The organism is Pseudomonas putida, from assembly GCF_028682175.1.
Taxonomy (GTDB): Bacteria; Pseudomonadota; Gammaproteobacteria; order Pseudomonadales; family Pseudomonadaceae; genus Aquipseudomonas; species Aquipseudomonas putida_AD.
This window is the reverse complement of sequence record NZ_JANHKS010000016.1, coordinates 23,260-44,731: the sequence shown is the minus strand read 5'-3', so window position 1 is coordinate 44,731 and position 21,472 is coordinate 23,260. Positions and strand designations below refer to the sequence as shown.

Below are 21,472 nucleotides of genomic sequence, written 5' to 3'. Positions count from 1 at the left end.
GGCGGCACTCTCCTGCCGTCGTCAGGGTGGGGTGCCAGGGATATGTTCAAAGGTGTTGTTCTTGCGCTGATCAGCGTTGTCGCATTGCTCTCGGGCACCGTCAGGGCCCAGGACACGGCGCCCTATTCGATGGTGCTGCTGACCGAGAATTTCCCGCCTTACAACATGGCCAACGACGGCAAGAATTTCGCCCAGGAAAACAACATCCAGGGCATCGCTGTCGAGATCGTCCGCGAGACGTTCAAGCGTGCCGGCATTGCCTACAACATGACGCTGCGTTTTCCCTGGGAGCGAATCTACAAGCTCGCCCTGGAAAAGCCCGGCTACGGCGTGTTCGTGATGGCGCGAGTGGCCGAGCGCGAGAAGCTGTTCAAGTGGGTCGGCCCCATCGGCCCGGATGACTGGATCATGCTGGCGCGCGCCGACAGCCCGATTCAGCTCGAGTCACTGGAACAGGCCCGCAAATACCGGATTGGCGCGTACAAGGGCGATGTCATCGCCGAGGAACTGGGGCGCCAGGGCATGAAGCCGCTCACCGTGCTCAGTGACAAGGACAACGCCAGAAGGCTAGTGGAAGGGCAGATCGACCTGTGGGCCACGGGTGATCCTGCCGGGCGTTATCTGGCGCGTCAGGAGGGCGTGACGGGGCTCAAGACGGTGTTGCGCTTCAACAGCGCGGAGTTGTTCCTGGCGCTGAACAAGGACACGCCCGACGAGGTGGTGCAGAAGCTGCAGACCGCGCTGGATGAGCTGCGCAAGGAAGGGGCAGTGGACACGATTCTCGGGAAGTATCTCTGACATCAGCCTCACCACCTCCCCGTAGCAGTCCGGCTTGCCGGCGTTGGCGAACTCAAGATCGCCAACTAACACCTAACCCGTAGCAGCACGGCTTGCCGGCGGGAGCGGTGTGTCAGTCACCCCATTATTAGCTGATACACCGCTCCCGCCGGCAAGCCGTGCTGCTACGGGGGGAGTCGTACTACCGATACACCCCATCCTTCCCATGCCCGGCCATCGCCTGATTGCCACGAATGCTGATCATGTGGCGCAGTTCGATCCATTCGATGCCCTGGGCCTTGAGCTTGGGCAGCTCGCGTTCCAGCACCTCCATGGTCACCGGATACGGATGGCCTATCATCACCGCTGAACCTTGCTTGTGGGCCAGTCTGATCGCGGTCTGCAACTGGCCGCTGATGGCTTCGGCGGTGCGTTCGTCGTCCAGGAACACATCCCTTGAAAGACTCGCCAGGCCGATTTTCTGCGCCTCTGCCGCGGCAACGGTCTTGGCGCTGGTGCGGCTGTCGACGAAGAACAGGTGACGGCGTTGCAGCTCGCCCACCAGCCAGGCCATCGCCACCGGCTCTGCGGTCATGCGGCTGCCTTCGTGGTTGTTGATGCCTGCCGCATACGGCACTTTCAGCAGCGCCGCATTGAGGCGCGACTCAAGCTCGGTCAGCGGCAGGTCCGGCCGCCAGGCGTAGGGCCCGGTGGCGGGGTCCATCGGCATGTGCAGCATGACCGTCCGGCCAGCCTTGTGGGCCTGGCGGGCGAAGTCGGTGGCGTGCGGGGTGTCAGGCATGATCGCCAGCGTCACGGGGCCGGGCAGGGCCAGCACGCGGCTGTCCTTTTCCGGGCTCTGCCCCAGGTCGTCGATGATCAGGCTCAAATAGGCCCGCGCAGGCTTCTTATCGTCGGTGGAAGATTGGCCAGGTGCCGCATGGGCAGCACCTGTCAGCACAGCGAGGGCCCAGACGAGCCCGGTCAACCAGAAGCGCATATCAATTGCCGCGTGTCACACTCAATCCCTTGAGCAGGCTCAGGGCCTGGTTCAACTGGTAGTCGTCGTCCTGCGGACGCGCCTTGCCAGCCTTGGATTTGGTGGTCGGTTTGTCCGCACCGCCGTTGCCGTTGCCCAGGTGGCCGAGCAGGTCGGCTTCCTTGTAGTTCTCGCCATCGGCTTCGGTGGTGAGCTTGCCACGTTTGACTTCGATGTCCGGGATGATGCCCTGGGCCTGGATCGAGCGGCCGTTCGGCGTGAAGTACAGCGCCGTGGTGATCTTCAGGGCGCGGTCGTTGGCCAGTGGCAGCACGGTCTGCACCGAGCCCTTGCCGAACGAGTCGGTCCCCATCAGGATGCCGCGTTTCTGGTCCTGCAGGGCGCCGGCAACAATCTCGGACGCCGAGGCACTGCCGCCGTTGATCAGCACCACCAGTGGCGCGCCTTCGCTGGCGTCGGCAGGGTCTGCCGAGAAGCGCAGTTCGGAATTGGCGATACGGCCCTTGGTGTAGACGATCAGGCCCTTGGTCAGGAAATGGTCGGCGACTTCGACTGCCGCCTGCAGCACGCCGCCCGGGTTGTTGCGCAAGTCCAGGATCAGGCCGTTCATCTTCTTGCCGTTGTCCTTGCGCAGCTTGGCCAACGCCTTGCCCACTTCCTCGCCGGTTTTCACCTGGAACTGGGTGATGCGGATGTAGCCGTAGCCAGGCTCGAGCATCTGCGACTTCACGCTCTTGACCTGAATGGTCGCGCGGGCCAGCGTCACGTCGAACGGGTTGCCGCCGTCGCGCACCAGCGTCAGGGTGATCTTCTCGCCGATCTTGCCGCGCATCTTGTCGACCGCTTCCTGCATGGTCTGACCCTGGGTCGGCGCGCCGTTGATCTTGACGATCAGGTCGCCCGCCTCGATGCCTGCCTTGGAAGCCGGGGTGTCATCGATCGGCGAGACGACCTTGATGAAGCCGTCCTCGACGCCCACTTCGATGCCCAGGCCGCCGAATTCGCCGCTGGTGCTTTCCTGCAGCTCCTGGAAGTCTTCTGGGCCCAGGTAGGCGGAGTGCGGGTCAAGGTTGCTGAGCATGCCCTTGATGGCGTTTTCCAGCAGGGTCTTGTCATCCACCGGCTCGACGTACGCGGCCTTGATCCGGTCCATCACCTCGGCGAAGGTGCGCAGCTCGTCGAGCGGCAGCGGCGCCTTGAGGTTCGCGGCGTTGGCAGGCGCGGATGCAGCAGCGGCAGGCGTCGCAGCGGGGGCGGCACCGGCGGCCATGGCCTGCGGAGCACCGATAACCACGGCGATGGTCAGGGCCAGCGAGGTGAGGCGGGACGAAAACGGCATCTCTTACGAACTCCTGAGTGAGGCGTCGACTTATCCTTGAGTGCGACACCATTGGGCCGGATCACTTGGGCGACCCTGCTGACGAATAGCGAAATACAGCGCCGGAGTGTCCTGACCGCCACCACTGTTGCCTACAGTGGCGATCGCTTCCCCGGCTTTTACAACGTCCCCAGCTTCCTTCAACAGACTCTGGTTGTGACCGTACAGACTCAAATAGCCGTTGCCGTGGTCGAGAATGACCAGAAGCCCGGCCCCGCGCAACCAGTCGGCGAAGACCACGCGACCACCATGCACAGCGTGTACCTGGCTGCCGGCAGAGGCGCTGATCATCACGCCATCCCACTTGGTCCGCTCGTCATCGCCGCGGGTTTCCCCGAAGCGCGCCAACAATCGACCATCGACAGGCCAGGGAAGTTTTCCCTTTGCCGCTTCAAATGCGCCACCAAATGACTGACCGGCGCTGGAAACCAGTGCGCCGGGGGCCCTTGTCGGCTTGCGCGGGGCTTCATCGCTATCGTCCTTGCCACGGTTTTTGGCCAGGGCTTCCTGTTGCTCACGCTGGCGCTTCTCGGCTTCCTGCTGGGCCAGGAGCGCTTTCTGACGCGCCTCTTCGGCTTCGCGGGCCTGACGGGCCAGGGTTTCTTCGATGGTCTTGAGGACTTTAGTCAGGTCTGCCTGATCCTGCTGGCGGGCCTGCAGTTTCTGATCACGGGCCTTGTAGTCCTGGTTCAGCTTGGCCAGCGCCACCTGGCGCTCCTGGCGCACGGTGTCGAGCTGGGCTTTCTGGTCGTCCAGCGTGCTCTTCTGCACCAACAGCTGCGCCTGTTGCAGGTCGATGTCTTTTTCGACTTCGGCCAACTGGCGCAGGGTTTCGTTGAAGGTGCGCAACTGCGCAAGACGTGCCTGGCTCAGGTAATCGTAATAGGTGAGCGTGCGGGCGAATTTTTCGGGGTTCTGCTGGTTGAGCAGCAGTTTGAGGTATTCCTGGCGGCCATTCTGGTAGGCGGCGCGGGCCTGTATCGCAATCAGCCGTTGTTGTTCAACGCGTGCGCTCTGGAGTTTTTTTTTCTCCTGATCGAGCCTTTGCAGCTCGCTTTCACTCTTTTTTAGTTCCTTTTGCAGGGCCTCCACCTGCTTTTCCAGCTTGCCCATCTCGGTTTCAGTGGCCCGCAGATCCTTCTGGACCCCGGATTTTTCTTCCTGCAACTGGCCCAGGGCCTTTTTCAGCTCGGTGATGTCCTGACGCGTGGCATCGAGCTGTTTCTGGGTTTGTGCGCGCTCATCGTCGGCGAAGGCCGGATTGAGCAGACAAATCAAGGCAAGGGCGATCAGGGCGCGGAGCATGGGGTTGGGCGATACCAGGAGTGAAGACGGGCTTAGTATGCCCGCCGATGGCGGCAAAAAAAACGCTCCGGGAGCGCGGCTTTCAGACATTTCATACAAAAACCGGCCTGTACGCGATGACAGGCCGGTGATTTGCGTCTTACTTGGCGACCAGAATCGAGGTGCCGGTCATTTCTTTCGGAATGTCCAGGCCCATCAGGGTCAGCATGGTCGGTGCAACGTCAGCCAGAACACCGCCTTCGCGCACTTTGAGGTCACGCTTGCCGACGTAGACAAACGGCACCGGCTCAGTGGTGTGCGCGGTGTGCGCCTGGCCGGTGGTGTCGTCGGTCATCTGCTCGACGTTGCCGTGGTCGGCGGTGATCAGCGCTTCGCCGCCGACCTTCTCCAGGGCTTCGGTGATGCGGCCAACGCACACATCCAGGCATTCAACGGCCTTCACCGCTGCTTCCATGATCCCGCTGTGGCCAACCATGTCGCCGTTGGCGTAGTTGACGACGATCACGTCATAACGCTGGTTTTCGATGGCGTCGACGATCTTGTCGGTGACTTCCGGCGCGCTCATTTCTGGCTGCAGGTCGTAGGTCGCGACTTTCGGCGATGGGATCAGGATGCGCTCTTCGCCTTCGAACGGCTCTTCACGGCCACCGGAGAAGAAGAAGGTCACGTGGGCGTATTTTTCGGTTTCGGCGATGCGCAGTTGGGTCTTGCCGTTTTTCGCCAGGTACTCGCCCAGCACGTTCTCCAGGCTGCCAGCGGCGAAGGCGGACGGGGCAGGGATGTTGGCGGCGTACTGGGTCAGCATGACGTAGCCGGCCAGTTTTGGCTGGCGGGCGCGGGCGAAGTCCTTGAAATCGTCTTCGACGAACACGCGGGTCAGTTCACGGGCACGGTCGGCGCGGAAGTTCATGAACACTACGGCGTCGCCGTCTTCGACCTTCACCTGGTCGCCGATGCTGGTGGCCTTGACGAATTCGTCGTTCTCGCCACGCTCGTAGGCAGCGTCCAGCGCGGCCTTGGCGTTGGCGGCCTGGAATTCGGACTTGCCGTCAACGATCAGGTTGTAGGCGGACTCGACGCGATCCCAGCGGTTGTCGCGGTCCATGGCGAAGTAACGGCCAATGATGGTTGCAGTACGACCCTTGCCCAGACGCTTGTAGGCCGTTTCCATGGTTTCGAGGTACTGGTGCGCGCTGCGAGGCGGCGTGTCGCGGCCGTCGAGGAAGGCGTGCAGGTAGATCTTGTCGGCGCCACGCTTGACGGCCAGCTCGACCATGGCCACCAGGTGGTCTTCATGGCTGTGAACGCCACCATCGGACAGCAGGCCCATGATGTGCACGGCCTTGCCCGCACCCACGGCCTTGTCCACGGCAGCACAGATGGTCGGGTTCTCGAAGAACTCGCCGTCGCGGATCGCCTTGGTCACGCGGGTGAAGTCCTGATACACCACGCGGCCGGCACCCAGGTTCATGTGGCCGACTTCAGAGTTGCCCATCTGGCCGTCAGGCAGGCCGACGTCCATCCCGGAACCGGAGATCAGGCCGTTGGGCATGGTCTTGTACAGACGATCGAACACCGGCATCTTCGCGGCGTAGACAGCGTTGCCTTCGTGGCTGTCGCTGTGACCGAAGCCGTCCAGGATGATCAGAACCAGAGGTTTAGGCGTGGTAGTCATGAATCCCACTCTTGGCTAAAAGGTGAAGGAGAAGAAAAGATCGACATTCTAGGGGCTGTTGCCGTCCCAGTGCGAGTGGCCGTGTTGAAAGGACAGCAGACCCGCCAGCGGGTTCAAATACCGCGACCGCCGTACGGGCTTTGGCCCACCTTGGGGGCTGTGTATACTGGCCGGCATTTTAACGCCCTGGAACCTAATGATGGTCGAGCACCTGATTGCATTTGCAACTAACCACTATCTGATCTCTGGCGCTTTCGTCATCCTGCTGGCACTGCTGATCGCCACCGAGCTGAGCAAGGGCGGCAAGAGCCTCTCCACTGGCGAGCTGACCGCCCTGGTCAACCGCGACGAAGCCGTGGTCATCGACGTGCGCGCCAAGAAGGAATACGCCACCGGCCACATCGTCGGTTCGCTGAACTTCCCGCAAGACAAGGTCATGACCCGTACCGCAGAGCTTGAGAAGTACAAGGCCAAGACGCTGATTATCGTCGATGCTGCCGGCCAGCACGCCGGTCACGTGGCGCGCGAGCTGCTCAAGGCCGGTTTCAAGGCTGCCAAGTTGTCGGGCGGCGTTTCGTCGTGGCGCGGCGACAACCTGCCGCTGGTGAAGTGACATGGCCAACGTCGTCGTCTACTCCAGCGATTATTGCCCTTACTGCTCGCGCGCCAAGTCGCTGCTGGCGAGCAAGAAAGTCGACTTCGAAGAGATCAAGGTCGACGGCAAGCCTCAGGTTCGTGCAGAAATGATCAAAAAGGCCGGACGCACGTCGGTGCCGCAGATCTGGATCGGTTCGGTCCATGTCGGCGGCTGCGACGACCTGTTCGCCCTGGAACGCGCTGGCAAGCTCGACGCCTTGTTGAGCGCCTGATTTCGAAACCTACAAGACCTTAAAAGAGAAGGATCTGAAATGACCGACGAAACCAACAACGGCGCCACTTCCAACGAAGAAGCTCCACAGTTTTCCCTGCAGCGCATCTACGTGCGTGACCTGTCCTTCGAAGCGCCGAAAAGCCCGGCGATCTTCCGTCAGGAGTGGACTCCAAGCGTCAGCCTGGACCTGAACACCCGTCAGAAGCAGCTCGAAGGTGATTTCTTCGAAGTGGTACTGACCCTGTCGGTTGAAGTGAAGAACGGCGAAGAAATCGCCTTCATCGCTGAAGTCCAGCAAGCCGGTATCTTCCTGATCAAGGGTCTGGACGCGGCTTCCATGAGCCACACCCTGGGCGCGTTCTGCCCGAACATCCTGTTCCCGTACGCTCGCGAGACCATCGACAGCCTGGTCGTCCGTGGTTCGTTCCCCGCGCTGATGCTGGCCCCGGTCAACTTCGACGCCCTGTACGCGCAAGAGCTGCAGCGCATGCAGGAAGCTGGCGAGACTCCGGCGCCGACTGTTCAGTAAGGTTTTGCTGGATGGATGAAAAAAGCGCCTGTGATGGGCGCTTTTTTTGGCTTTGGATTCTTACTTTGATGCCCTTCGGGCGCTATCGCGAGCAAGCTCACTCCTACATTTTTTGCAACGTGCCGCATCTGATGGACCGAGTTGTCAGCCTTCAAGCGGACCACGGTCTAGCACCAAGGCTACCAACGCGGTCCATCAGGCCATGGCACGTTGCAAAAAATGTAGGAGTGAGCTTGCTCGCGATAGCGCCCGCAGGGCATCCGTGTAGCGATCCCAAGCCATGCCAGCCCGACTATTTAAAACCAAGCTGCCGCCAACCCTCATAAACCGCCACAGCCACCGTGTTGGACAGGTTCAAACTACGGCACCCTTCACGCATCGGCAGGCGCAGGCGTTGCTCGCTTGAGAGCGGATCGAGCACTTCAGGCGGCAGGCCGCGGCTTTCCGGGCCGAACAGGAAGGCGTCGCCTTCGGCGAAGGCCACATCGTGAAAAGGCTTCGAACCCTTTGTGGTAAAAGCGAACAGGCGCGGGTGGCCGATGCTTTCCAGGCAACTGGCAAGGTCGGCGTGGCGGTGCAGGGTGGCGTATTCGTGGTAATCCAGGCCGGCGCGGCGCAGGCGCTTGTCATCGAGCTCGAAGCCCAGTGGCTCGATCAAATGCAGGCTGCAGCCGCTGTTGGCGCAGAGCCTGATGATATTGCCGGTATTCGGCGGAATTTCTGGTTGAAAAAGGATCACGTGAAACATGCACGGCTCCGAACAAAAGGACGGGATGCATTCTACCCCCATCGATGACCCGAGACCGAAGCTGTGGCGGCGGTTTTTGGGGTCTATCGCGATATTCGGCGTCATGGTGGGGCTGATGGTCGGTCGGCTGACCACCCCTGACCCCATTGCACTGCAACAGATCGAAGCACTGCCCGATGGCGTCGCGGTGTGGTTCAACCGTGAGCCGCAGTTGCATGGCGAGATGATCGATGGCGCGGTTGCGCTGCTGTTCAACGCCCAGGGCCAGGCGCAGCAAGGCGCGCTCAAGCTCAACGGCAAGGATGTGCGCTGGCGGGTACGTAAGAGTGATAAGGGATTGTTGCTGAACCTGCTGGCGGCCCGTCCGTTGCGCGGTGAGTGGCACGGCGCAACCCAGGACGGGCGCTGGAGACTCCAGGTGAGTCTCCGGGAGGAATAAAAGAGGGGATTCCCCGGCCTGCCTGTACCAAGGTCCCCAAAACTGGTGATGCTTAACCTATTGCAGCGTGCGTGCCAGTTTTGAGAAATCGTGACGAGGAATGTCGAAAATCATTCGCGAGGCCTTGAAACAGGGGCATTTGGGCCAGGTTTTCCGGGACTGGCCGCTTTCTGGTGTCCGAACCGGGGTTCGGATCTGGCTATTTGTTGATCGGTTTTGCACGCTATTCGCGCATTTCTGGGCCGTTGGGGGCCAAAGTGATGCACGCCGCCGCATGTACCCCGTAGCAGCACGGCTTGCCGGCGGGAGCGGTGGATCAGGCGACTTCTTCGTCACAGACACACCGCTCCCGCCGGCAAGCCGTGCTGCTACGGTGGTGTGGTGCCTCTAGAACGGCACATCCCCCAGAATCGTTGCGCGATGCATCACCCGCCGCTGCGGCCGGTAGTCGTCCACGGCGTAATGCTGGGTGACGCGGTTGTCCCACATCGCCACGTCGTTTTCCTGCCAGCGCCAGCGGATGGTGAACTCCGGCCGTGTGGCGTGGGCGAACAGCAATTTCAGAATCGCCTCGCTTTCTGCCGGTTCCAGCTCGTTGATCCGGGTGGTGAAACCGTCGTTGACGAACAGCGCCTTGCGCCCGCTCACCGGGTGGGTGCGAATCACCGGGTGCGACAGCGGCGGGTTCTTGCGTCGGGTTTCCTCCCAGCGCGCCAGGTCCTCGGCGGTGCTGCCAAAGCGCTCCAGCGGAAAGGAGCGGGTGAAGTCGTGAGTCGCGGTCAAGCCGTCGAGCAGGTTTTGCAGGGGGCTCGACAGCGCCTCGAACGCGGCGATGCCGCTGGCCCACAAGGTGTCGCCGCCGAACGCAGGCAACTGCTTGGCACTCAACACCGCGCCCATCGCCGGGGTCGGCAGGAAGGTCACGTCGGTGTGCCAGATGGCGTTGTCGCGTACGTCAGTCAGGGCGGTGTCGAGCACCATCACTTCCGGCTGCTCGGCCACGTTGGGGTAGATCGGGTGAACGTGCAGGTCGCCGAAGTTGGCGGCAAAGCGCGCCTGCTGGCGGGGTGTGACCGGCTGATCGCGAAAGAACAGCACCTGATAGGTCAGCAGTGCCTGCTCGATGGCGTTGCGCTGTTCGGCGGTCAAGTCCCGGCTCAGGTCCACGCCGCTGATTTGCGCGCCCAGTGCAGCGCTGATCGGGGTGATATGAAGGCTCATGATGATCTCTTGGTTCGGCGCCGATGTGCCGGCGTGGTCAGTGTTGTAAAGGGCGTCAGCTCAGTGGTTCTGCCCGTGCCAGGGCACAAGCTTGCGTTGCAGGGCGCGCAGGCCCATCTCCAGGGCAAAGGCGATCAGTGCGATGACCAGGATTCCCAGCACCACCACATCGGTGACCAGGAACTGCGCCGCTGACTGCACCATGAAGCCCAGGCCACTGGTGGCGGCGATCAGTTCGGCGGCCACCAGGGTTGACCAGCCCACGCCCAGACCAATGCGCACGCCGGTCAGGATGTCGGGCAGGGCGCTGGGCAGGATCACGTGGCGAATCAATTGCCAGCGAGTGGCGCCCAACGATTGCGCGGCGCGCAGCTTGGCGCTGTCGACAGTGCGCACGCCTGTCGCGGTGGCGATGGCAATCGGCGCGAAGATCGCCAGATAAATCAGCAGCACCTTGGAGAATTCGCCGATACCGCACCAGATCACGATCAGCGGCAGGTAGGCCAGTGGCGGAATCGGGCGATAGAACTCGATCAGCGGATCGAAGATGCCGCGGGCGATGCGGTTGTGGCCGATGGCGATGCCCACCGGAATTGCCGTCAGCACCGCAGCGCCCAAGGCCAGGCCAATGCGTTGCAGGCTGGCGCCCAGATGCTGCCACAGGGTGGAATCCATGTAGCCTTTGGTCATCAACAGCCAGGCCTTTTCCAGCACGGCCGAGGGCGGCGGCAGAAACAGCGGCTCGACCCATTCGAAAGCGGTCACCAGCCACCAACTGCCCAGCAGGACAAGCAGCGTCAACACGCTGATGGCGCGAGTACTCAGGTTCAGGCGCTTTGACGCAACCTTGGCCGAGGTGGGCGTGGCGAGGGTTTCGCCCGCCTGGGTGGACTGAAACTGGCTCATGCGCGTTGCTCCACGGTGGCCTGGCGTTGTGAAAACACCCGAGCCAGCACGTGCTCGCGGGTTTCGATGAATTTCGGATCGGACTTGATCGCCCGCGCCGACTCACCTGCGCCATAGCGCTGGCCGAAATCCAGTTTCAGGTGCTCGACGATCTGGCCCGGATTGGGCGCCAGCAGGATCAGGTCGGTCGCGAGGAAAACCGCTTCCTCGATGTCGTGAGTAATCAGGAACACCGGCTTGGCGCTGCGTTGCCAGACTTGCAGCAGCAACTCCTGCATCTGTTCCCGGGTGAAGGCGTCCAGCGCGCCAAAAGGCTCGTCCATCAGCAGCACTCGCGGATCGGCGGCCAGTGCACGGGCCAGGCCGACGCGCTGCTTTTGCCCGCCTGACAGTTGCCAGACGCGGCGCTTCTCGAAGCCCGCCAGGTCAACCAGTGCCAGCATTTCCCGCGCCTTGGCTTCGCGCTGTGCTCGCGGCACGCCTGCCAGCTCAAGGCCGAAGGCCACGTTGGCCAGCACGTCTTGCCAGGGCAGCAGGGCATCGTCCTGAAACACCACGCCGCGCTCGGCACTCGGGCCTTTGACCGGAACGCCATCCAGGGTGATGCGCCCGGCACTGGGCTCGACGAAACCTGCGATCAGATTCAGCAGCGAAGTCTTGCCGCTGCCCGAAGGACCCAGCGCGACCAGCAACTGCTGCGGGCCCAGGCTCAACGAAATATCCGACAGCACGGGGCTGGCCGCGCCGGGATACTGTGCGCTGATGCGCGCAAGGTTCAACAAGGCCATGGCAATGACTCCGGTTGGTTGATAGGCGGATTTCGGGTGTTCCCCGAATATGTGTTCGCCGCAATTTCTGTGGGAGCGGGCTCGCCCGCGAAGGCGATCTCAAGGACGCCCCCGCCGGCAAGCCGTGCTGCTACGGAATTCGGGTGTTCCCCGAATAAATGTTCGCCGCAATTCCCGTAGCAGCCGGGCTTGCCCGCGGGAACGATCTTGAGGACGCCCCCTGCTACTGGGTAACGAACCTGGCGCTGACGTACGGGGTGTAGTCCGCCAGTACCGCATCGACCTTGCCCTGCTCCTTGAGGAAGGCGGCGGTCTTGCCGATGGCTTCGGTGGTCGGCGCGCCCAGTTCCTTCACTTGATCGCCGGCCAGCGGGTAGACGTTGCCCTGCAGCAGGCCCGGGATGTCAGCCGCCTTGGCGCCGGAGAGGGTCACCAGCTTGTCGACGTTCTTGCCGTTGGCGAGCCAGGCGGCGGGATCCTTGCGGTAGTCGGCGTAGGCATCAAGGGTGGTCTTGGCGAAGGCTTTGACCAGGTCAGGATGCTTGTCGGCGAAGTCCTTGCGCACGATCCAGGCATCGAAGGTCGGTGCGCCGAGTTTGGCCAGTTCGCCGGACGTAATCAGCACCTTGCCGGTTTCCTTGGCCACGCCCAGTGCCGGGTCCCAGACGTAGGTGGCGTCGATGTCGCCGCGCTGCCAGGCCGCTGCGATGGCAGGCGGCGCAAGGTTGAGGATGGTTACCTTGGACGGGTCGATGTTCCAGTGTTTCAACGCCGCCAGCAGGCTGTAGTGGCCGGTGGACACGAAAGGCACGGCGATCTTCTTGCCGATCAGATCCTGCGGGCTGTTGATCCCTGAGCCATTGCGCGCCACCAGCGCTTCGGCGGCGCCAATCTGGGTGGCGATCAGGAACGTCTCGACCGGCAGCTTGCGGGTGGCTGCGGCCGTCAGCGGGCTGGAGCCCAGGTAGCCGATCTGCACGTCGCCCGAAGCGATGGCGGTGATGACATCCGCGCCGTTGTCGAATTTGCGCCAGGCGATCTTCGAGCCGGTGGCTTTTTCATAGGCGCCGTCGGCCTGCGCGACTTTCGCCGGATCCACGGTGGTCTGGTAGGCGACGGTGAAGTCGGCCGCCTGGGCAATCAAGGCAGAGCCTGCCAGCGACAGGGCTGCGAGCAGACGAAGAGGGTTGGGCAGTTTCATGGTGGGGCTCCGAATCAAGGCAGACCGTGGCTGATGATGCGGAGCGTAAATGAGCTAAGAAATGCGAAATAAATAACTTTTTTGCATGAGCTTAGAGATGAAAGGATGGTCGCGCAGGGCGCCTGTGCGGGGCGGTGCAGAAAATTACGACAGTAAGATGACCATTCATTGATCTGTCACATTTTCTAAATAAGATCTGCGCGCTTGCCCGAGGCGGGAGGGATCACGCCCACGCCATCCTGGATTTGAGTGGCGAATCAGCGTAGCCGGTTTTTGCCAGTTAACTGATGAGTTAATTCCACTTTCATCCAAAAAAGAGACGGACAGCAGGGTGACAACTGTAACAATCGGGTCTACCCATTTCTCAATTTCTTATTTTTCAGATAGTTACGTATTCGCTTCTCATCCTGTTTCACAGCGAGACAGTGACTGAGCAGTCTGGTTCCGGTCGTACGATGTGCCGAAACCAATCGATCTGACGAACGGTTTAGAAATATTTTTTGGGAATTAGGTAAAGACGCCGATACACTCCGCAACGGACGGCTGAAACGGCTTGTGACATATAACTGTTTAGCATAAAAACAGACTCACAAAGTCTTTTTAGGTTTAAAGGATTTCCCTTACCTTGCAGCCAGCTGTTAGAGCGGTCTAGTCAATTAGTCTGAGGTCCATTGACTCACCGAGTCGGGTCCAGCGCTAATCGCGCATCCGCGGTCTTGAGCCAGTTGGCCATGACCAACGAACTACAAAAATTAGATTCAAGAGGAGCGAAACACAATGAAGAAGTCCACCCTGGCCTTGGCCGTATCTTTTGGTGTGATGGCCACTCAGGCTGGAGCAGCTGGTTTCCTGGAAGACAGCAAGGCAACCCTCAGTTCCCGTACCATGTATTTCGAAAACGACCTGCGTGAAGGCGTTCGTGCACAAGATCAGCGCGAAACCGCCGAAGGTCTGCTGTTCAACTTCATCTCCGGCTACACCCCGGGCACCGTCGGCTTCGGTCTGGACGTACAAGGCATGTACGGTATCCACCTGGGCGGCGGCATTGACCACCACACCAACACCACCGCGAACACCTTCTTCCCGACTGACACCGACGGTTCGTCCGTTGACAGTTGGTCGCGTCTGGGTGGCAACGTGAAAGCCAAGATCTCCAAGACCGAGCTGAAACTGGGTAACGCCCTGCAGCCGAACCTGCCGATCCTGGTTGCGAACGACGGTCGTCTGCTGCCACAAACCTTCGAAGGCGGCACCATCACTTCCAAGGAACTGGATGGCTGGACCTTCAACGCCGGTAAGCTGACCCACGCTGCTGGCCGTGCTTCGAGCAACTACGGCGGCCTGGCCGTTGCAGGCGGCACCGAAGACTCCAACAGCTTCACCTACGCCGGTGCTGACTGGAAAGTCACCAAAGACCTGACCCTGCAGGCTTACCACTCGCAGCTGGAAGACTACTACAAGCAGACTTTCCTGGGTCTGGTACACGTCTTTCCGATCGCTGACGACCAGTCGTTCAAGACTGACCTGCGCTACTTCGACAGCCGTTCCGACGGCAAGAACGGCGACGCTGGCTACCGCTTCAACAACAACGGTGGTTATGCCAAGAACGCTGGCGAAGTCGACAACAAAACCTGGTCGGCGATGTTCACTTACCAGTTGGGCGGCCATGCTCTGATGGTTGGTCACCAGGACGTGGGTGACGACGGCGGCTTCGTCTGGATGAACAACGGCAACATCACCAAAGACGGCACCGCAGCAACTCACGGTGAAGGCCTGGGTGGTTCGAGCTTCTACCTGTTCACCGACTCCATGATCGGTCAGTTCGCCCGTGCTGGTGAAACCACCAACTTCGGTCAGTACTCCTACGACTTCGCTCGTGTGGGTGTCCCTGGCCTGAAGGCTGCGATTGCCTACCTCAAAGGTACCAACATCAAGGCAACCAGCGGTGCAAACGTGGGTGACAGCTCCGAGTGGGAACGCGACATGCGTATCGACTACGTGTTCCAGGACGGTCCTCTGAAAGGCTTCGGCGCTACCCTGCGTCGTGCCAACTACCGTTCGAACTTCGACAACCACGGTACTGCTGCTCAGAACACCCGCATCTCCGATGCTGACCAGACTCGTCTGATCTTCAACTACACCTACGCTTTCAAATAAGCATTGGTCAGTTGAAAGAAACCCCGCTTCGGCGGGGTTTTTTTATGCCCGAAAGATTTGACGCCATGGTTTTTCGGTCTTTTATTTTCAAAGGCCGCACAGGCACAGTAACCCGATAACTCACAGCCAAAGGAGCACGCTTGTATGGGACTGAAACTCGGCGACATCGCCCCGGACTTCGAACAGGATTCCAGCGAAGGACGGATCAAATTCCACGAGTGGCTGGGCGGCAAGTGGGCGGTGCTGTTTTCGCACCCCGCCGATTTCACGCCGGTCTGCACCACCGAGCTGGGCTTTACCGCCAAACTCAAGGATGAATTCGAAAAGCGCAATGTGAAGGCCATTGCCCTGTCAGTTGACCCGGTCGACTCCCACATCAAGTGGATCGACGATATCAACACCACCCAGAACACCATCGTCAATTTCCCGATCCTGGCCGACGCCGACCGCAAGGTCTCCGAGCTGTACGACCTGATCCACCCCAACGCCAGCGAAACCCTGACCGTGCGCTCGTTGTTCGTGATCGACCCGAACAAGAAAGTGCGCCTGACCATCACCTACCCGGCCAGCACCGGCCGGAACTTCCACGAGATTCTGCGGGTGATCGATTCGCTGCAGTTGACCGACAACTACAAGGTCGCCACGCCTGCGAACTGGAAGGACGGTGAAGACGTCGTGATCGTGCCTTCGATCAAGGACGAGGCCGAGATCAAGGAACGCTTCCCCAAGGGCTACAAGGCCGTTACGCCGTACCTTCGCCTGACCCCGCAGCCCAACCGCTGATCCATCCGTTTCAACCACGACATTCGGGCCGATTTATCGGCCCTTTTTTTGTCCGTGATTTCCAGGCCACCTCGCTCCGTAGCAGCACGGCTTGCCGGCGGGGGCGGCGTGTCAGGCGGATTATTCGTCACTGACACGCCGCCCCCGCCGGCAAGCCGTGCTGCTACGGTAACTTCATATATTCAATCCAGTGCTAACCAAATGAATAAATATGATTTTAAAGAATAAAAAGCCCCTGTTAAGGTCTCTCCGTCCCGGCCAGTGCGCCGGCAATGAATCCCCATGACGCCTTACTCGTCCGCCATCGGCCAAGCAGGTGCAACCATAAATTGCTACAGCAAAGGAGCGTGCCATGAGCACAGTTATTTTGCGTCGAGGCCTGGTCGCTCTGTTTGCTGCGGCGGTGTCCTTCGGTGTTCTCACTCAAGCCCAGGCCGATACCCTGCGCATCGGTTACCAGAAGTACGGCACGCTGGTGCTGCTCAAGGCCAAGGGGTCGCTTGAGAAGAAACTCGCAGACCAGGGCGTGCAAGTGCAATGGACCGAATTCCCCGGCGGCCCGCAACTGCTCGAAGGCCTGAACGTGGGCTCCATCGATTTCGGCGTGACCGGCGAAACCCCGCCCGTGTTTGCCCAGGCCGCTGGCGCCGATCTGCTCTATGTGGCTTCCGAGCCGCCAGCGCCGACCAGCGAAGCGATTCTGGTGCCCAAGGATTCGCCCATTACCTCGGTCAAGGACCTCAAGGGCAAGAAAGTCGCCCTCAACAAAGGCTCCAACGTCCACTATCTGCTGGTGCGGGCCCTGGAAGAGGCCGGCCTCAAATACAGCGACATCCAGACCGTATTCCTGCCGCCCGCCGATGCCCGCGCCGCCTTCGAGCGTGGCAGCGTCGATGCCTGGGTGATCTGGGACCCGTACCAGGCCGCCGCCGAACAACAGTTGCAGGCCAAGACCCTGCGTGACGGCAAAGGCATCGTCGACAACAACCAGTTCTACCTGGCGACCAAACCCTACGCGCAACAGCATCCGAAAGTGATCCAGACGCTGATCGAAGAAGTGCGCGCCGTGGGCGAATGGTCCAAGGCCAACCCGGATGAAGTCACCAAACAGGTTGCGCCGCTGCTGGGCCTGCCGGAAAACATCACCAGGACCTCGGTCAAGCGCCAGGGCTACGGGGCGCTGTTCATCACCCCTGAAACCATCGCCGCGCAACAGAAAATCGCCGACACCTTCTACCAACTGAAGTTGATCCCCAAACCGCTCAGCATCGCCGATGTGATCTGGACGCCACCCGCTGCTGTCGCGAAAGCACAGTAAGCCCTGGCATTAAGAGGAGACAACTCCATGAGCGTGGAAAAAATCACTCACCGACTGGCGCCCTGGCTGCTCCCCGTCCTGTTGCTGGCTATCTGGCAACTGGCGGTGAGCGCCGGCTGGCTGTCAACGCGCATCCTGCCGGCGCCCAGTGCGGTGATTGAAGCTGGCGTGACCCTGGTGCGCAGCGGCGAGATCTGGACCCACCTGGCGATCAGCGGCTGGCGCGCAGCGATCGGCTTTGCCATCGGTGGCAGCATCGGCCTGACCCTGGGGTTCATCACCGGCTTGTCCAAATGGGGCGAGCGCCTGCTGGACAGCTCGGTGCAGATGATCCGCAACGTGCCGCACCTGGCGCTGATTCCGCTGGTGATCCTGTGGTTCGGCATCGACGAGAGCGCAAAGATTTTCCTGGTGGCCCTCGGCACCCTGTTCCCGATCTACCTGAACACCTACCACGGCATTCGCAACATTGATCCGACCCTGGTGGAAATGTCCCGCAGCTACGGGCTGTCCGGTTTCTCGCTGTTCCGTCATGTGATCCTGCCGGGGGCGATGCCTTCGATCCTGGTCGGCGTGCGCTTTGCCCTGGGCTTCATGTGGCTGACGCTGATCGTCGCCGAAACCATCTCGGCAAGCTCGGGTATCGGTTATCTGGCGATGAACGCCCGCGAATTCCTGCAGACCGACGTGGTGGTACTGGCCATCGTTCTGTACGCCGTCCTCGGCAAACTGGCAGACCTCGCGGCGCGTGGTCTGGAGCGGGTCTGCCTGCGTTGGCACCCGGCGTATCAAGTGGCTAAGGGTGGTGCACGATGAGCAACCTTCAACAACCGGCAAACCTGCTGCGCGGCATTCCGCTGCAGGTCCGCAAGCTGAAGAAGACCTTCGGCTCACGGGAAGTCCTCAAGGACATCGACCTGCACATTCCGGCCGGCCAGTTCGTGGCCGTGGTGGGCCGCAGCGGATGCGGCAAAAGTACTCTGTTGCGCTTGCTCGCAGGGCTGGACAAGCCTTCGGCGGGGCAACTGCTGGCTGGCACGGCGTCGCTGGCCGATGCGCGGGAAGACACCCGCCTGATGTTTCAGGAAGCGCGCCTGCTGCCGTGGAAAAAGATCATCGACAACGTAGGCCTGGGCCTCAGTGGCGACTGGCGCGGCAAGGCCCTGGAGGCGCTGGACGCCGTGGGCCTGGCCGAGCGCGCCGAGGAGTGGCCCGCTGCGCTGTCCGGTGGGCAGAAGCAGCGTGTGGCGCTGGCCCGGGCGTTGATCCACCAGCCGCGCCTGTTGCTGCTGGACGAGCCCCTCGGGGCGCTGGATGCCCTGACCCGTATCGAGATGCAGCAACTGATCGAACGCCTGTGGCAGAAGCATGGCTTCACCGTGCTGCTGGTGACCCACGACGTCAGCGAAGCGGTGGCCATCGCCGACCGCGTGCTGCTGATCGAGGAGGGTCGTATTGGCCTGGATCTGCAGGTCGATCTGGCGCGCCCCAGGGCTCGCGGCTCTCATCGCCTGGCCACGCTGGAAACCGAAGTATTGAACCGCGTGCTGGCGCTTCCCGGTAGCCCGCCCGAACCCGAACCGACTTCACCCCTGCCCACGCAACTGCGCTGGGCCAACTGAATCCCGGCGCAATACTGCGCCCGGAACCGATCTCACAAAGGAAGCCATACCATGACAATCAAAGCCATCAACGTACGTAACCAGTTCAAAGGCACCATCAAGGAAATCGTCACCGGCGACGTACTGTCCGAAATCGACGTGCAGACCGCATCGGGCATCGTCACTTCCGTCATCACCACGCGTTCCGTGAAGGAGCTTGAACTGGTGGTGGGCAGCGAAGTGATCGCCTTCGTGAAATCCACCGAGGTGTCGATCGCCAAGTTGTGATCGGTGCGTTGTGAACAACCCCGAAGGGTGCGAGCCCTTCGGGGTTTTTTATGTTCAACACATACCCGTAGCAGCACGGCTTGCCGGCGGGAGCGGTGTGTCAGCGACGAATAATTCGCCTGATACACCGCTCCCGCCGGCAAGCCGTGCTGCTACGTGGTGACATGTGAGCGCTTAGGCAGGAAAGGCGGCAGATACAACCCCAGATACGCATCGAACACCCGCTGGCCTTCCTCGGCCATGCGCGGGGTGATGGTGTTGTGCAGTTGCACCGAGCGGGCGTAGACGCGGTCGGCCAGTTCCAGCGCCAGGGCGAAGACCTCGACGTCGTCGGGCAGGGCTGGCAACTGGAAATGCCTGGCGAACAGCTCATGCATCAGGTTGCCCAGTTCTACGTCGTGCTGGCGGTCGGCCTGGGTGACTTCGGTCAGGCCGTGCTGGGCGAGGATCAACTGGCGGGCTGCGGCATCGATGCTGTAGATGTGCAGCATGCGTGTCTCGACCAGGCGCGAGAGGTCATGCCAGGTGCCGAGCTGGGCGTGATCGATGGGCTGCTGAAGGCTTTCCCGGAAGGCTGCGTGAACGTCTGCGGTCAGGGCCTCCAGCAGCGCCGGGACGCTGGCGAAGAAGTGATAGACCGATGACGGCGGTATCTCCGCGCGTTCGGCCACGCTGTAGATCGACAGGCTCGCCACGCCATCGGACGCCAGCAGGGTGCGTGCAGCATCGAGGATCGAATCGATCCGCGCCTGACTGCGTGCACGGGGTTTGCGGGGTGTGGCGGGGCGGGTCATTGCTTGCTCTCTTGATCGGGGCCGCAGGCATTGTACGCGAGGCATCGATTTGTGGCGCCTGCGCTTACGTCATCGCGAGCAAGCTCACTCCTACAGGTGCGCGCCGATTCCTGTAGGAGTGAGCTTGCTCGCGATGACGTCAGAACAGACAAAGCAGAACGATCTGCTGCGGCGTCTAAAATAAAAAACGCCCCCAACCGCAACGGCTGGAGGCGTTCTTTTTATTTCACACAACCGTCACACGGTATGCAGATACCAGTTGTACTCAAGGTCGGAGATGGAATGTTCGAACTCTTCCAGCTCACTTTCCTTGCACGCGACGAAGATATCGATGTACTTCGGATCGATGTACTTCGCCATGATCTCGCTGTCGTCCAGCTCGCGCAGGGCATCGCGCAGGTTGTTCGGCAGGCTCTGCTCATGCTGCTCGTACGAGTTGCCTTCGACCGGCGCGGTCGGCTCGACCTTGTTGGTCAGGCCGTGGTGGATACCGGCCAGAACCGACGCCATCAGCAGGTACGGGTTGGCATCGGCGCCCGCGACGCGGTGTTCGATACGCACGGCATCGGCGGTACCGGTAGGCACGCGAACCGCGACCGTACGGTTGTCCAGCCCCCAGGTCGGCGAGTTGGGCACGTAGAACTGGGCACCGAACCGGCGATACGAGTTGACGTTCGGGCAAAGGAACGCCATCTGCGCCGGCAGGGTCTCGAGCACACCGCCGATCGCATGACGTAATGCGGCGTTCTGCTCGGGATCCTCGCTGGTGAAGATGTTTTTGCCATCGCGATCCAGGATCGAGATGTGAACGTGCAGTCCGTTGCCCGCCTGGCCTGGGTAAGGCTTGGCCATGAAGGTGGTATCCATTTCATGGTCGTAGGCGATGTTCTTGATCAGTCGCTTGAGCAGTACCGCGTAGTCGCAGGCTTTGAGCGCGTCGGCGGTGTGATGCAGGTTCACTTCGAACTGCGCCGGGGCACTTTCCTTGACGATGGCGTCGGCAGGAATGCCTTGCTCCTTGGCACCTTCCAGAATGTCCTGGAGGCAGTCGACGTATTCGTCCAGGTCGTCGATCAGGTAGACCTGTGTCGAGTGCGGACGTTTGCCGGAGATCGGCGAGCGTGGCGGCTGTGGACGACCGTTCACGTTCTCCTGGTCGATCAGGTAGAACTCGAGCTCGAACGCCGCGCAGATGGTCAGGCCCAGTTCGTCGAACTTGGTCACCACCTGGCGCAGCACTTCACGTGGATCAGCGAAGAACGGCTCGCCTTCCAGCTCGTGCATGGTCATCAAAAGTTGTGCGGTAGGACGCTTCTGCCAAGGCTCGTTGCAGAGAGTGTCGGGGATTGGATAACAGATTCGGTCAGCGTCACCGATGTCCAGGCCAAGACCGGTGCTTTCCACCGTCGAGCCGTTGATATCCAGTGCGAAAAGAGAAGCTGGGAGGTTGATGCCTTTTTCGTAAACCTTATGAAGGCTGGTGCGTTCAATGCGCTTGCCGCGCACCACGCCATTCATATCTGCAATCAGAAGGTCAACGTATAGAACCTCAGGATGTTCCTTAAGGAACGCGTTCGCTTCGTTGAGCTGAACGGCACGCGGGGGTACCGACATGATGCAACACCTTTGTTGTTGAAAATATCAATCATCGAGCATTACGGGGTTCAGTCAATCCGAAAGCCCGATTGAAGTC

At 61.0% G+C, this 21,472-nt stretch carries 22 protein-coding genes; 11 read left to right on the top strand and 11 right to left on the bottom strand.

The window, feature by feature from the left end:
* The first annotated feature begins 42 nt into the window (after positions 1–42).
* The gene (locus NPS29_RS13630; protein WP_274133181.1) at positions 43–798 is read left to right on the top strand and encodes a substrate-binding periplasmic protein; all 756 of its coding nucleotides are present in this window, start codon (positions 43–45) and stop codon (positions 796–798) included.
* 181 nt (positions 799–979) lie between these two features.
* On the opposite strand, the gene NPS29_RS13625 is transcribed toward NPS29_RS13630, so the two are convergent.
* The 4 genes from NPS29_RS13625 to gpmI form a co-directional block, all read right to left on the bottom strand.
* Positions 980–1,777, bottom strand: coding sequence for a divergent polysaccharide deacetylase family protein (locus NPS29_RS13625; RefSeq protein ID WP_274133180.1), 798 nt, complete (start codon positions 1,775–1,777; stop codon positions 980–982).
* Between the two features lies 1 nt (position 1,778).
* Positions 1,779–3,116, bottom strand: a complete 1,338-nt coding sequence (locus tag NPS29_RS13620) for a S41 family peptidase (protein WP_274133179.1) — start codon at positions 3,114–3,116, stop codon at positions 1,779–1,781.
* Positions 3,117–3,146: 30 nt separating this feature from the next.
* Positions 3,147–4,460: a murein hydrolase activator EnvC family protein gene (locus tag NPS29_RS13615; RefSeq protein WP_274133178.1), complete on the bottom strand. Its 1,314-nt coding sequence runs from the start codon at positions 4,458–4,460 to the stop codon at positions 3,147–3,149.
* A gap of 139 nt (positions 4,461–4,599) precedes the next feature.
* Positions 4,600–6,135, bottom strand: coding sequence for a 2,3-bisphosphoglycerate-independent phosphoglycerate mutase (gene gpmI / locus NPS29_RS13610; protein ID WP_274133176.1), 1,536 nt, complete (start codon positions 6,133–6,135; stop codon positions 4,600–4,602).
* A 199-nt stretch (positions 6,136–6,334) separates the two neighbouring features.
* Between gpmI and NPS29_RS13605 the strand changes: the two genes are divergently transcribed.
* From NPS29_RS13605 to secB, 3 genes are read left to right on the top strand one after another with little or no spacing between them, the layout of a single operon-like run.
* The gene (locus tag NPS29_RS13605) at positions 6,335–6,748 is read left to right on the top strand and encodes a rhodanese-like domain-containing protein (protein ID WP_274133175.1); all 414 of its coding nucleotides are present in this window, start codon (positions 6,335–6,337) and stop codon (positions 6,746–6,748) included.
* Position 6,749: 1 nt separating this feature from the next.
* Positions 6,750–7,004 carry a glutaredoxin 3 gene (gene grxC / locus NPS29_RS13600; RefSeq protein WP_274133174.1) on the top strand — a complete coding sequence of 85 codons (255 nt, stop codon included), beginning with the start codon at positions 6,750–6,752 and terminating at the stop codon, positions 7,002–7,004.
* 39 nt (positions 7,005–7,043) lie between these two features.
* Entirely contained in the window at positions 7,044–7,535 is a 492-nt protein-coding gene (gene secB / locus NPS29_RS13595) for a protein-export chaperone SecB (protein ID WP_274133173.1), read from the top strand.
* Between the two features lie 292 nt (positions 7,536–7,827).
* On the opposite strand, the gene trmL is transcribed toward secB, so the two are convergent.
* The gene (trmL, locus tag NPS29_RS13590; RefSeq protein ID WP_274133172.1) at positions 7,828–8,283 is read right to left on the bottom strand and encodes a tRNA (uridine(34)/cytosine(34)/5-carboxymethylaminomethyluridine(34)-2'-O)-methyltransferase TrmL; all 456 of its coding nucleotides are present in this window, start codon (positions 8,281–8,283) and stop codon (positions 7,828–7,830) included.
* Here trmL and NPS29_RS13585 point away from each other — a divergent pair.
* The gene (locus NPS29_RS13585; RefSeq protein WP_274133171.1) at positions 8,282–8,722 is read left to right on the top strand and encodes a hypothetical protein; all 441 of its coding nucleotides are present in this window, start codon (positions 8,282–8,284) and stop codon (positions 8,720–8,722) included. The genes trmL and NPS29_RS13585 overlap by 2 nt on opposite strands.
* Before the next feature lie 387 nt (positions 8,723–9,109).
* On the opposite strand, the gene tauD is transcribed toward NPS29_RS13585, so the two are convergent.
* From tauD to tauA, 4 genes are all read right to left on the bottom strand, one after another.
* Positions 9,110–9,943 (bottom strand): taurine dioxygenase, encoded by an 834-nt coding sequence (gene tauD, locus NPS29_RS13580; protein ID WP_274133170.1) that lies wholly within the window; start codon positions 9,941–9,943, stop codon positions 9,110–9,112.
* A gap of 60 nt (positions 9,944–10,003) precedes the next feature.
* Positions 10,004–10,849 (bottom strand): taurine ABC transporter permease TauC, encoded by an 846-nt coding sequence (gene tauC / locus NPS29_RS13575; RefSeq protein WP_274133169.1) that lies wholly within the window; start codon positions 10,847–10,849, stop codon positions 10,004–10,006.
* On the bottom strand, positions 10,846–11,637 hold the full coding sequence (tauB, locus tag NPS29_RS13570) for a taurine ABC transporter ATP-binding subunit (protein ID WP_274133168.1): 792 nt from the start codon (positions 11,635–11,637) through the stop codon (positions 10,846–10,848). Before tauB ends, tauC begins: the two co-directional genes overlap by 4 nt.
* 223 nt (positions 11,638–11,860) lie before the next feature.
* The gene (tauA, locus tag NPS29_RS13565; RefSeq protein WP_274133167.1) at positions 11,861–12,838 is read right to left on the bottom strand and encodes a taurine ABC transporter substrate-binding protein; all 978 of its coding nucleotides are present in this window, start codon (positions 12,836–12,838) and stop codon (positions 11,861–11,863) included.
* A 777-nt stretch (positions 12,839–13,615) separates the two neighbouring features.
* On the opposite strand from tauA, the gene NPS29_RS13560 reads away from it, so the two are divergent.
* The 6 genes from NPS29_RS13560 (at position 13,616) to NPS29_RS13535 (ending at position 18,985) form a co-directional block, all read left to right on the top strand.
* On the top strand, positions 13,616–14,995 hold the full coding sequence (locus NPS29_RS13560) for an OprD family porin (RefSeq protein ID WP_274133166.1): 1,380 nt from the start codon (positions 13,616–13,618) through the stop codon (positions 14,993–14,995).
* A 144-nt stretch (positions 14,996–15,139) separates the two neighbouring features.
* Positions 15,140–15,778, top strand: coding sequence for a peroxiredoxin (locus NPS29_RS13555; protein WP_274133164.1), 639 nt, complete (start codon positions 15,140–15,142; stop codon positions 15,776–15,778).
* Positions 15,779–16,130: 352 nt separating this feature from the next.
* The gene (locus tag NPS29_RS13550) at positions 16,131–17,096 is read left to right on the top strand and encodes a sulfonate ABC transporter substrate-binding protein (RefSeq protein WP_274133162.1); all 966 of its coding nucleotides are present in this window, start codon (positions 16,131–16,133) and stop codon (positions 17,094–17,096) included.
* A 27-nt stretch (positions 17,097–17,123) separates the two neighbouring features.
* The gene (gene ssuC, locus NPS29_RS13545) at positions 17,124–17,912 is read left to right on the top strand and encodes an aliphatic sulfonate ABC transporter permease SsuC (protein WP_274133160.1); all 789 of its coding nucleotides are present in this window, start codon (positions 17,124–17,126) and stop codon (positions 17,910–17,912) included.
* Positions 17,909–18,718, top strand: coding sequence for an aliphatic sulfonates ABC transporter ATP-binding protein (gene ssuB, locus NPS29_RS13540; protein WP_274133158.1), 810 nt, complete (start codon positions 17,909–17,911; stop codon positions 18,716–18,718). Before ssuC ends, ssuB begins: the two co-directional genes overlap by 4 nt.
* Positions 18,719–18,769: 51 nt before the next feature.
* The gene (locus NPS29_RS13535; protein ID WP_062379390.1) at positions 18,770–18,985 is read left to right on the top strand and encodes a TOBE domain-containing protein; all 216 of its coding nucleotides are present in this window, start codon (positions 18,770–18,772) and stop codon (positions 18,983–18,985) included.
* 152 nt (positions 18,986–19,137) lie between these two features.
* Here the strand turns inward: NPS29_RS13535 and NPS29_RS13530 are convergent, their stop codons facing one another.
* Both NPS29_RS13530 and NPS29_RS13525 read right to left on the bottom strand, forming a co-directional pair.
* The gene (locus NPS29_RS13530) at positions 19,138–19,779 is read right to left on the bottom strand and encodes a TetR/AcrR family transcriptional regulator (protein WP_274133153.1); all 642 of its coding nucleotides are present in this window, start codon (positions 19,777–19,779) and stop codon (positions 19,138–19,140) included.
* A 237-nt stretch (positions 19,780–20,016) separates the two neighbouring features.
* Complete coding sequence (locus tag NPS29_RS13525; RefSeq protein ID WP_274133152.1) at positions 20,017–21,393, bottom strand: glutamine synthetase family protein; 1,377 nt, start codon at positions 21,391–21,393, stop codon at positions 20,017–20,019.
* Between the last annotated feature and the right edge of the window lie 79 nt (positions 21,394–21,472).

What these genes read in the sequence shown, in the direction of transcription:
- tauA (WP_274133167.1), bottom strand. Translation starts at nt 12,838, where the DNA reads ATGAAACTGCCCAACCCTCTTCGTCTGCTCGCAGCCCTGTCGCTGGCA.
- ssuC (WP_274133160.1), top strand. Translation starts at nt 17,124, where the DNA reads ATGAGCGTGGAAAAAATCACTCACCGACTGGCGCCCTGGCTGCTCCCC.
- NPS29_RS13615 (WP_274133178.1), bottom strand. Translation starts at nt 4,460, where the DNA reads ATGCTCCGCGCCCTGATCGCCCTTGCCTTGATTTGTCTGCTCAATCCG.
- gpmI (WP_274133176.1), bottom strand. Translation starts at nt 6,135, where the DNA reads ATGACTACCACGCCTAAACCTCTGGTTCTGATCATCCTGGACGGCTTC.
- ssuB (WP_274133158.1), top strand. Translation starts at nt 17,909, where the DNA reads ATGAGCAACCTTCAACAACCGGCAAACCTGCTGCGCGGCATTCCGCTG.
- secB (WP_274133173.1), top strand. Translation starts at nt 7,044, where the DNA reads ATGACCGACGAAACCAACAACGGCGCCACTTCCAACGAAGAAGCTCCA.
- trmL (WP_274133172.1), bottom strand. Translation starts at nt 8,283, where the DNA reads ATGTTTCACGTGATCCTTTTTCAACCAGAAATTCCGCCGAATACCGGC.
- NPS29_RS13525 (WP_274133152.1), bottom strand. Translation starts at nt 21,393, where the DNA reads ATGTCGGTACCCCCGCGTGCCGTTCAGCTCAACGAAGCGAACGCGTTC.
- NPS29_RS13550 (WP_274133162.1), top strand. Translation starts at nt 16,131, where the DNA reads ATGAGCACAGTTATTTTGCGTCGAGGCCTGGTCGCTCTGTTTGCTGCG.
- NPS29_RS13560 (WP_274133166.1), top strand. Translation starts at nt 13,616, where the DNA reads ATGAAGAAGTCCACCCTGGCCTTGGCCGTATCTTTTGGTGTGATGGCC.
- NPS29_RS13555 (WP_274133164.1), top strand. Translation starts at nt 15,140, where the DNA reads ATGGGACTGAAACTCGGCGACATCGCCCCGGACTTCGAACAGGATTCC.
- tauD (WP_274133170.1), bottom strand. Translation starts at nt 9,943, where the DNA reads ATGAGCCTTCATATCACCCCGATCAGCGCTGCACTGGGCGCGCAAATC.
- NPS29_RS13625 (WP_274133180.1), bottom strand. Translation starts at nt 1,777, where the DNA reads ATGCGCTTCTGGTTGACCGGGCTCGTCTGGGCCCTCGCTGTGCTGACA.
- grxC (WP_274133174.1), top strand. Translation starts at nt 6,750, where the DNA reads ATGGCCAACGTCGTCGTCTACTCCAGCGATTATTGCCCTTACTGCTCG.
- tauC (WP_274133169.1), bottom strand. Translation starts at nt 10,849, where the DNA reads ATGAGCCAGTTTCAGTCCACCCAGGCGGGCGAAACCCTCGCCACGCCC.
- NPS29_RS13585 (WP_274133171.1), top strand. Translation starts at nt 8,282, where the DNA reads ATGCACGGCTCCGAACAAAAGGACGGGATGCATTCTACCCCCATCGAT.
- NPS29_RS13620 (WP_274133179.1), bottom strand. Translation starts at nt 3,116, where the DNA reads ATGCCGTTTTCGTCCCGCCTCACCTCGCTGGCCCTGACCATCGCCGTG.
- NPS29_RS13605 (WP_274133175.1), top strand. Translation starts at nt 6,335, where the DNA reads ATGGTCGAGCACCTGATTGCATTTGCAACTAACCACTATCTGATCTCT.
- NPS29_RS13630 (WP_274133181.1), top strand. Translation starts at nt 43, where the DNA reads ATGTTCAAAGGTGTTGTTCTTGCGCTGATCAGCGTTGTCGCATTGCTC.
- tauB (WP_274133168.1), bottom strand. Translation starts at nt 11,637, where the DNA reads ATGGCCTTGTTGAACCTTGCGCGCATCAGCGCACAGTATCCCGGCGCG.
- NPS29_RS13535 (WP_062379390.1), top strand. Translation starts at nt 18,770, where the DNA reads ATGACAATCAAAGCCATCAACGTACGTAACCAGTTCAAAGGCACCATC.
- NPS29_RS13530 (WP_274133153.1), bottom strand. Translation starts at nt 19,779, where the DNA reads ATGACCCGCCCCGCCACACCCCGCAAACCCCGTGCACGCAGTCAGGCG.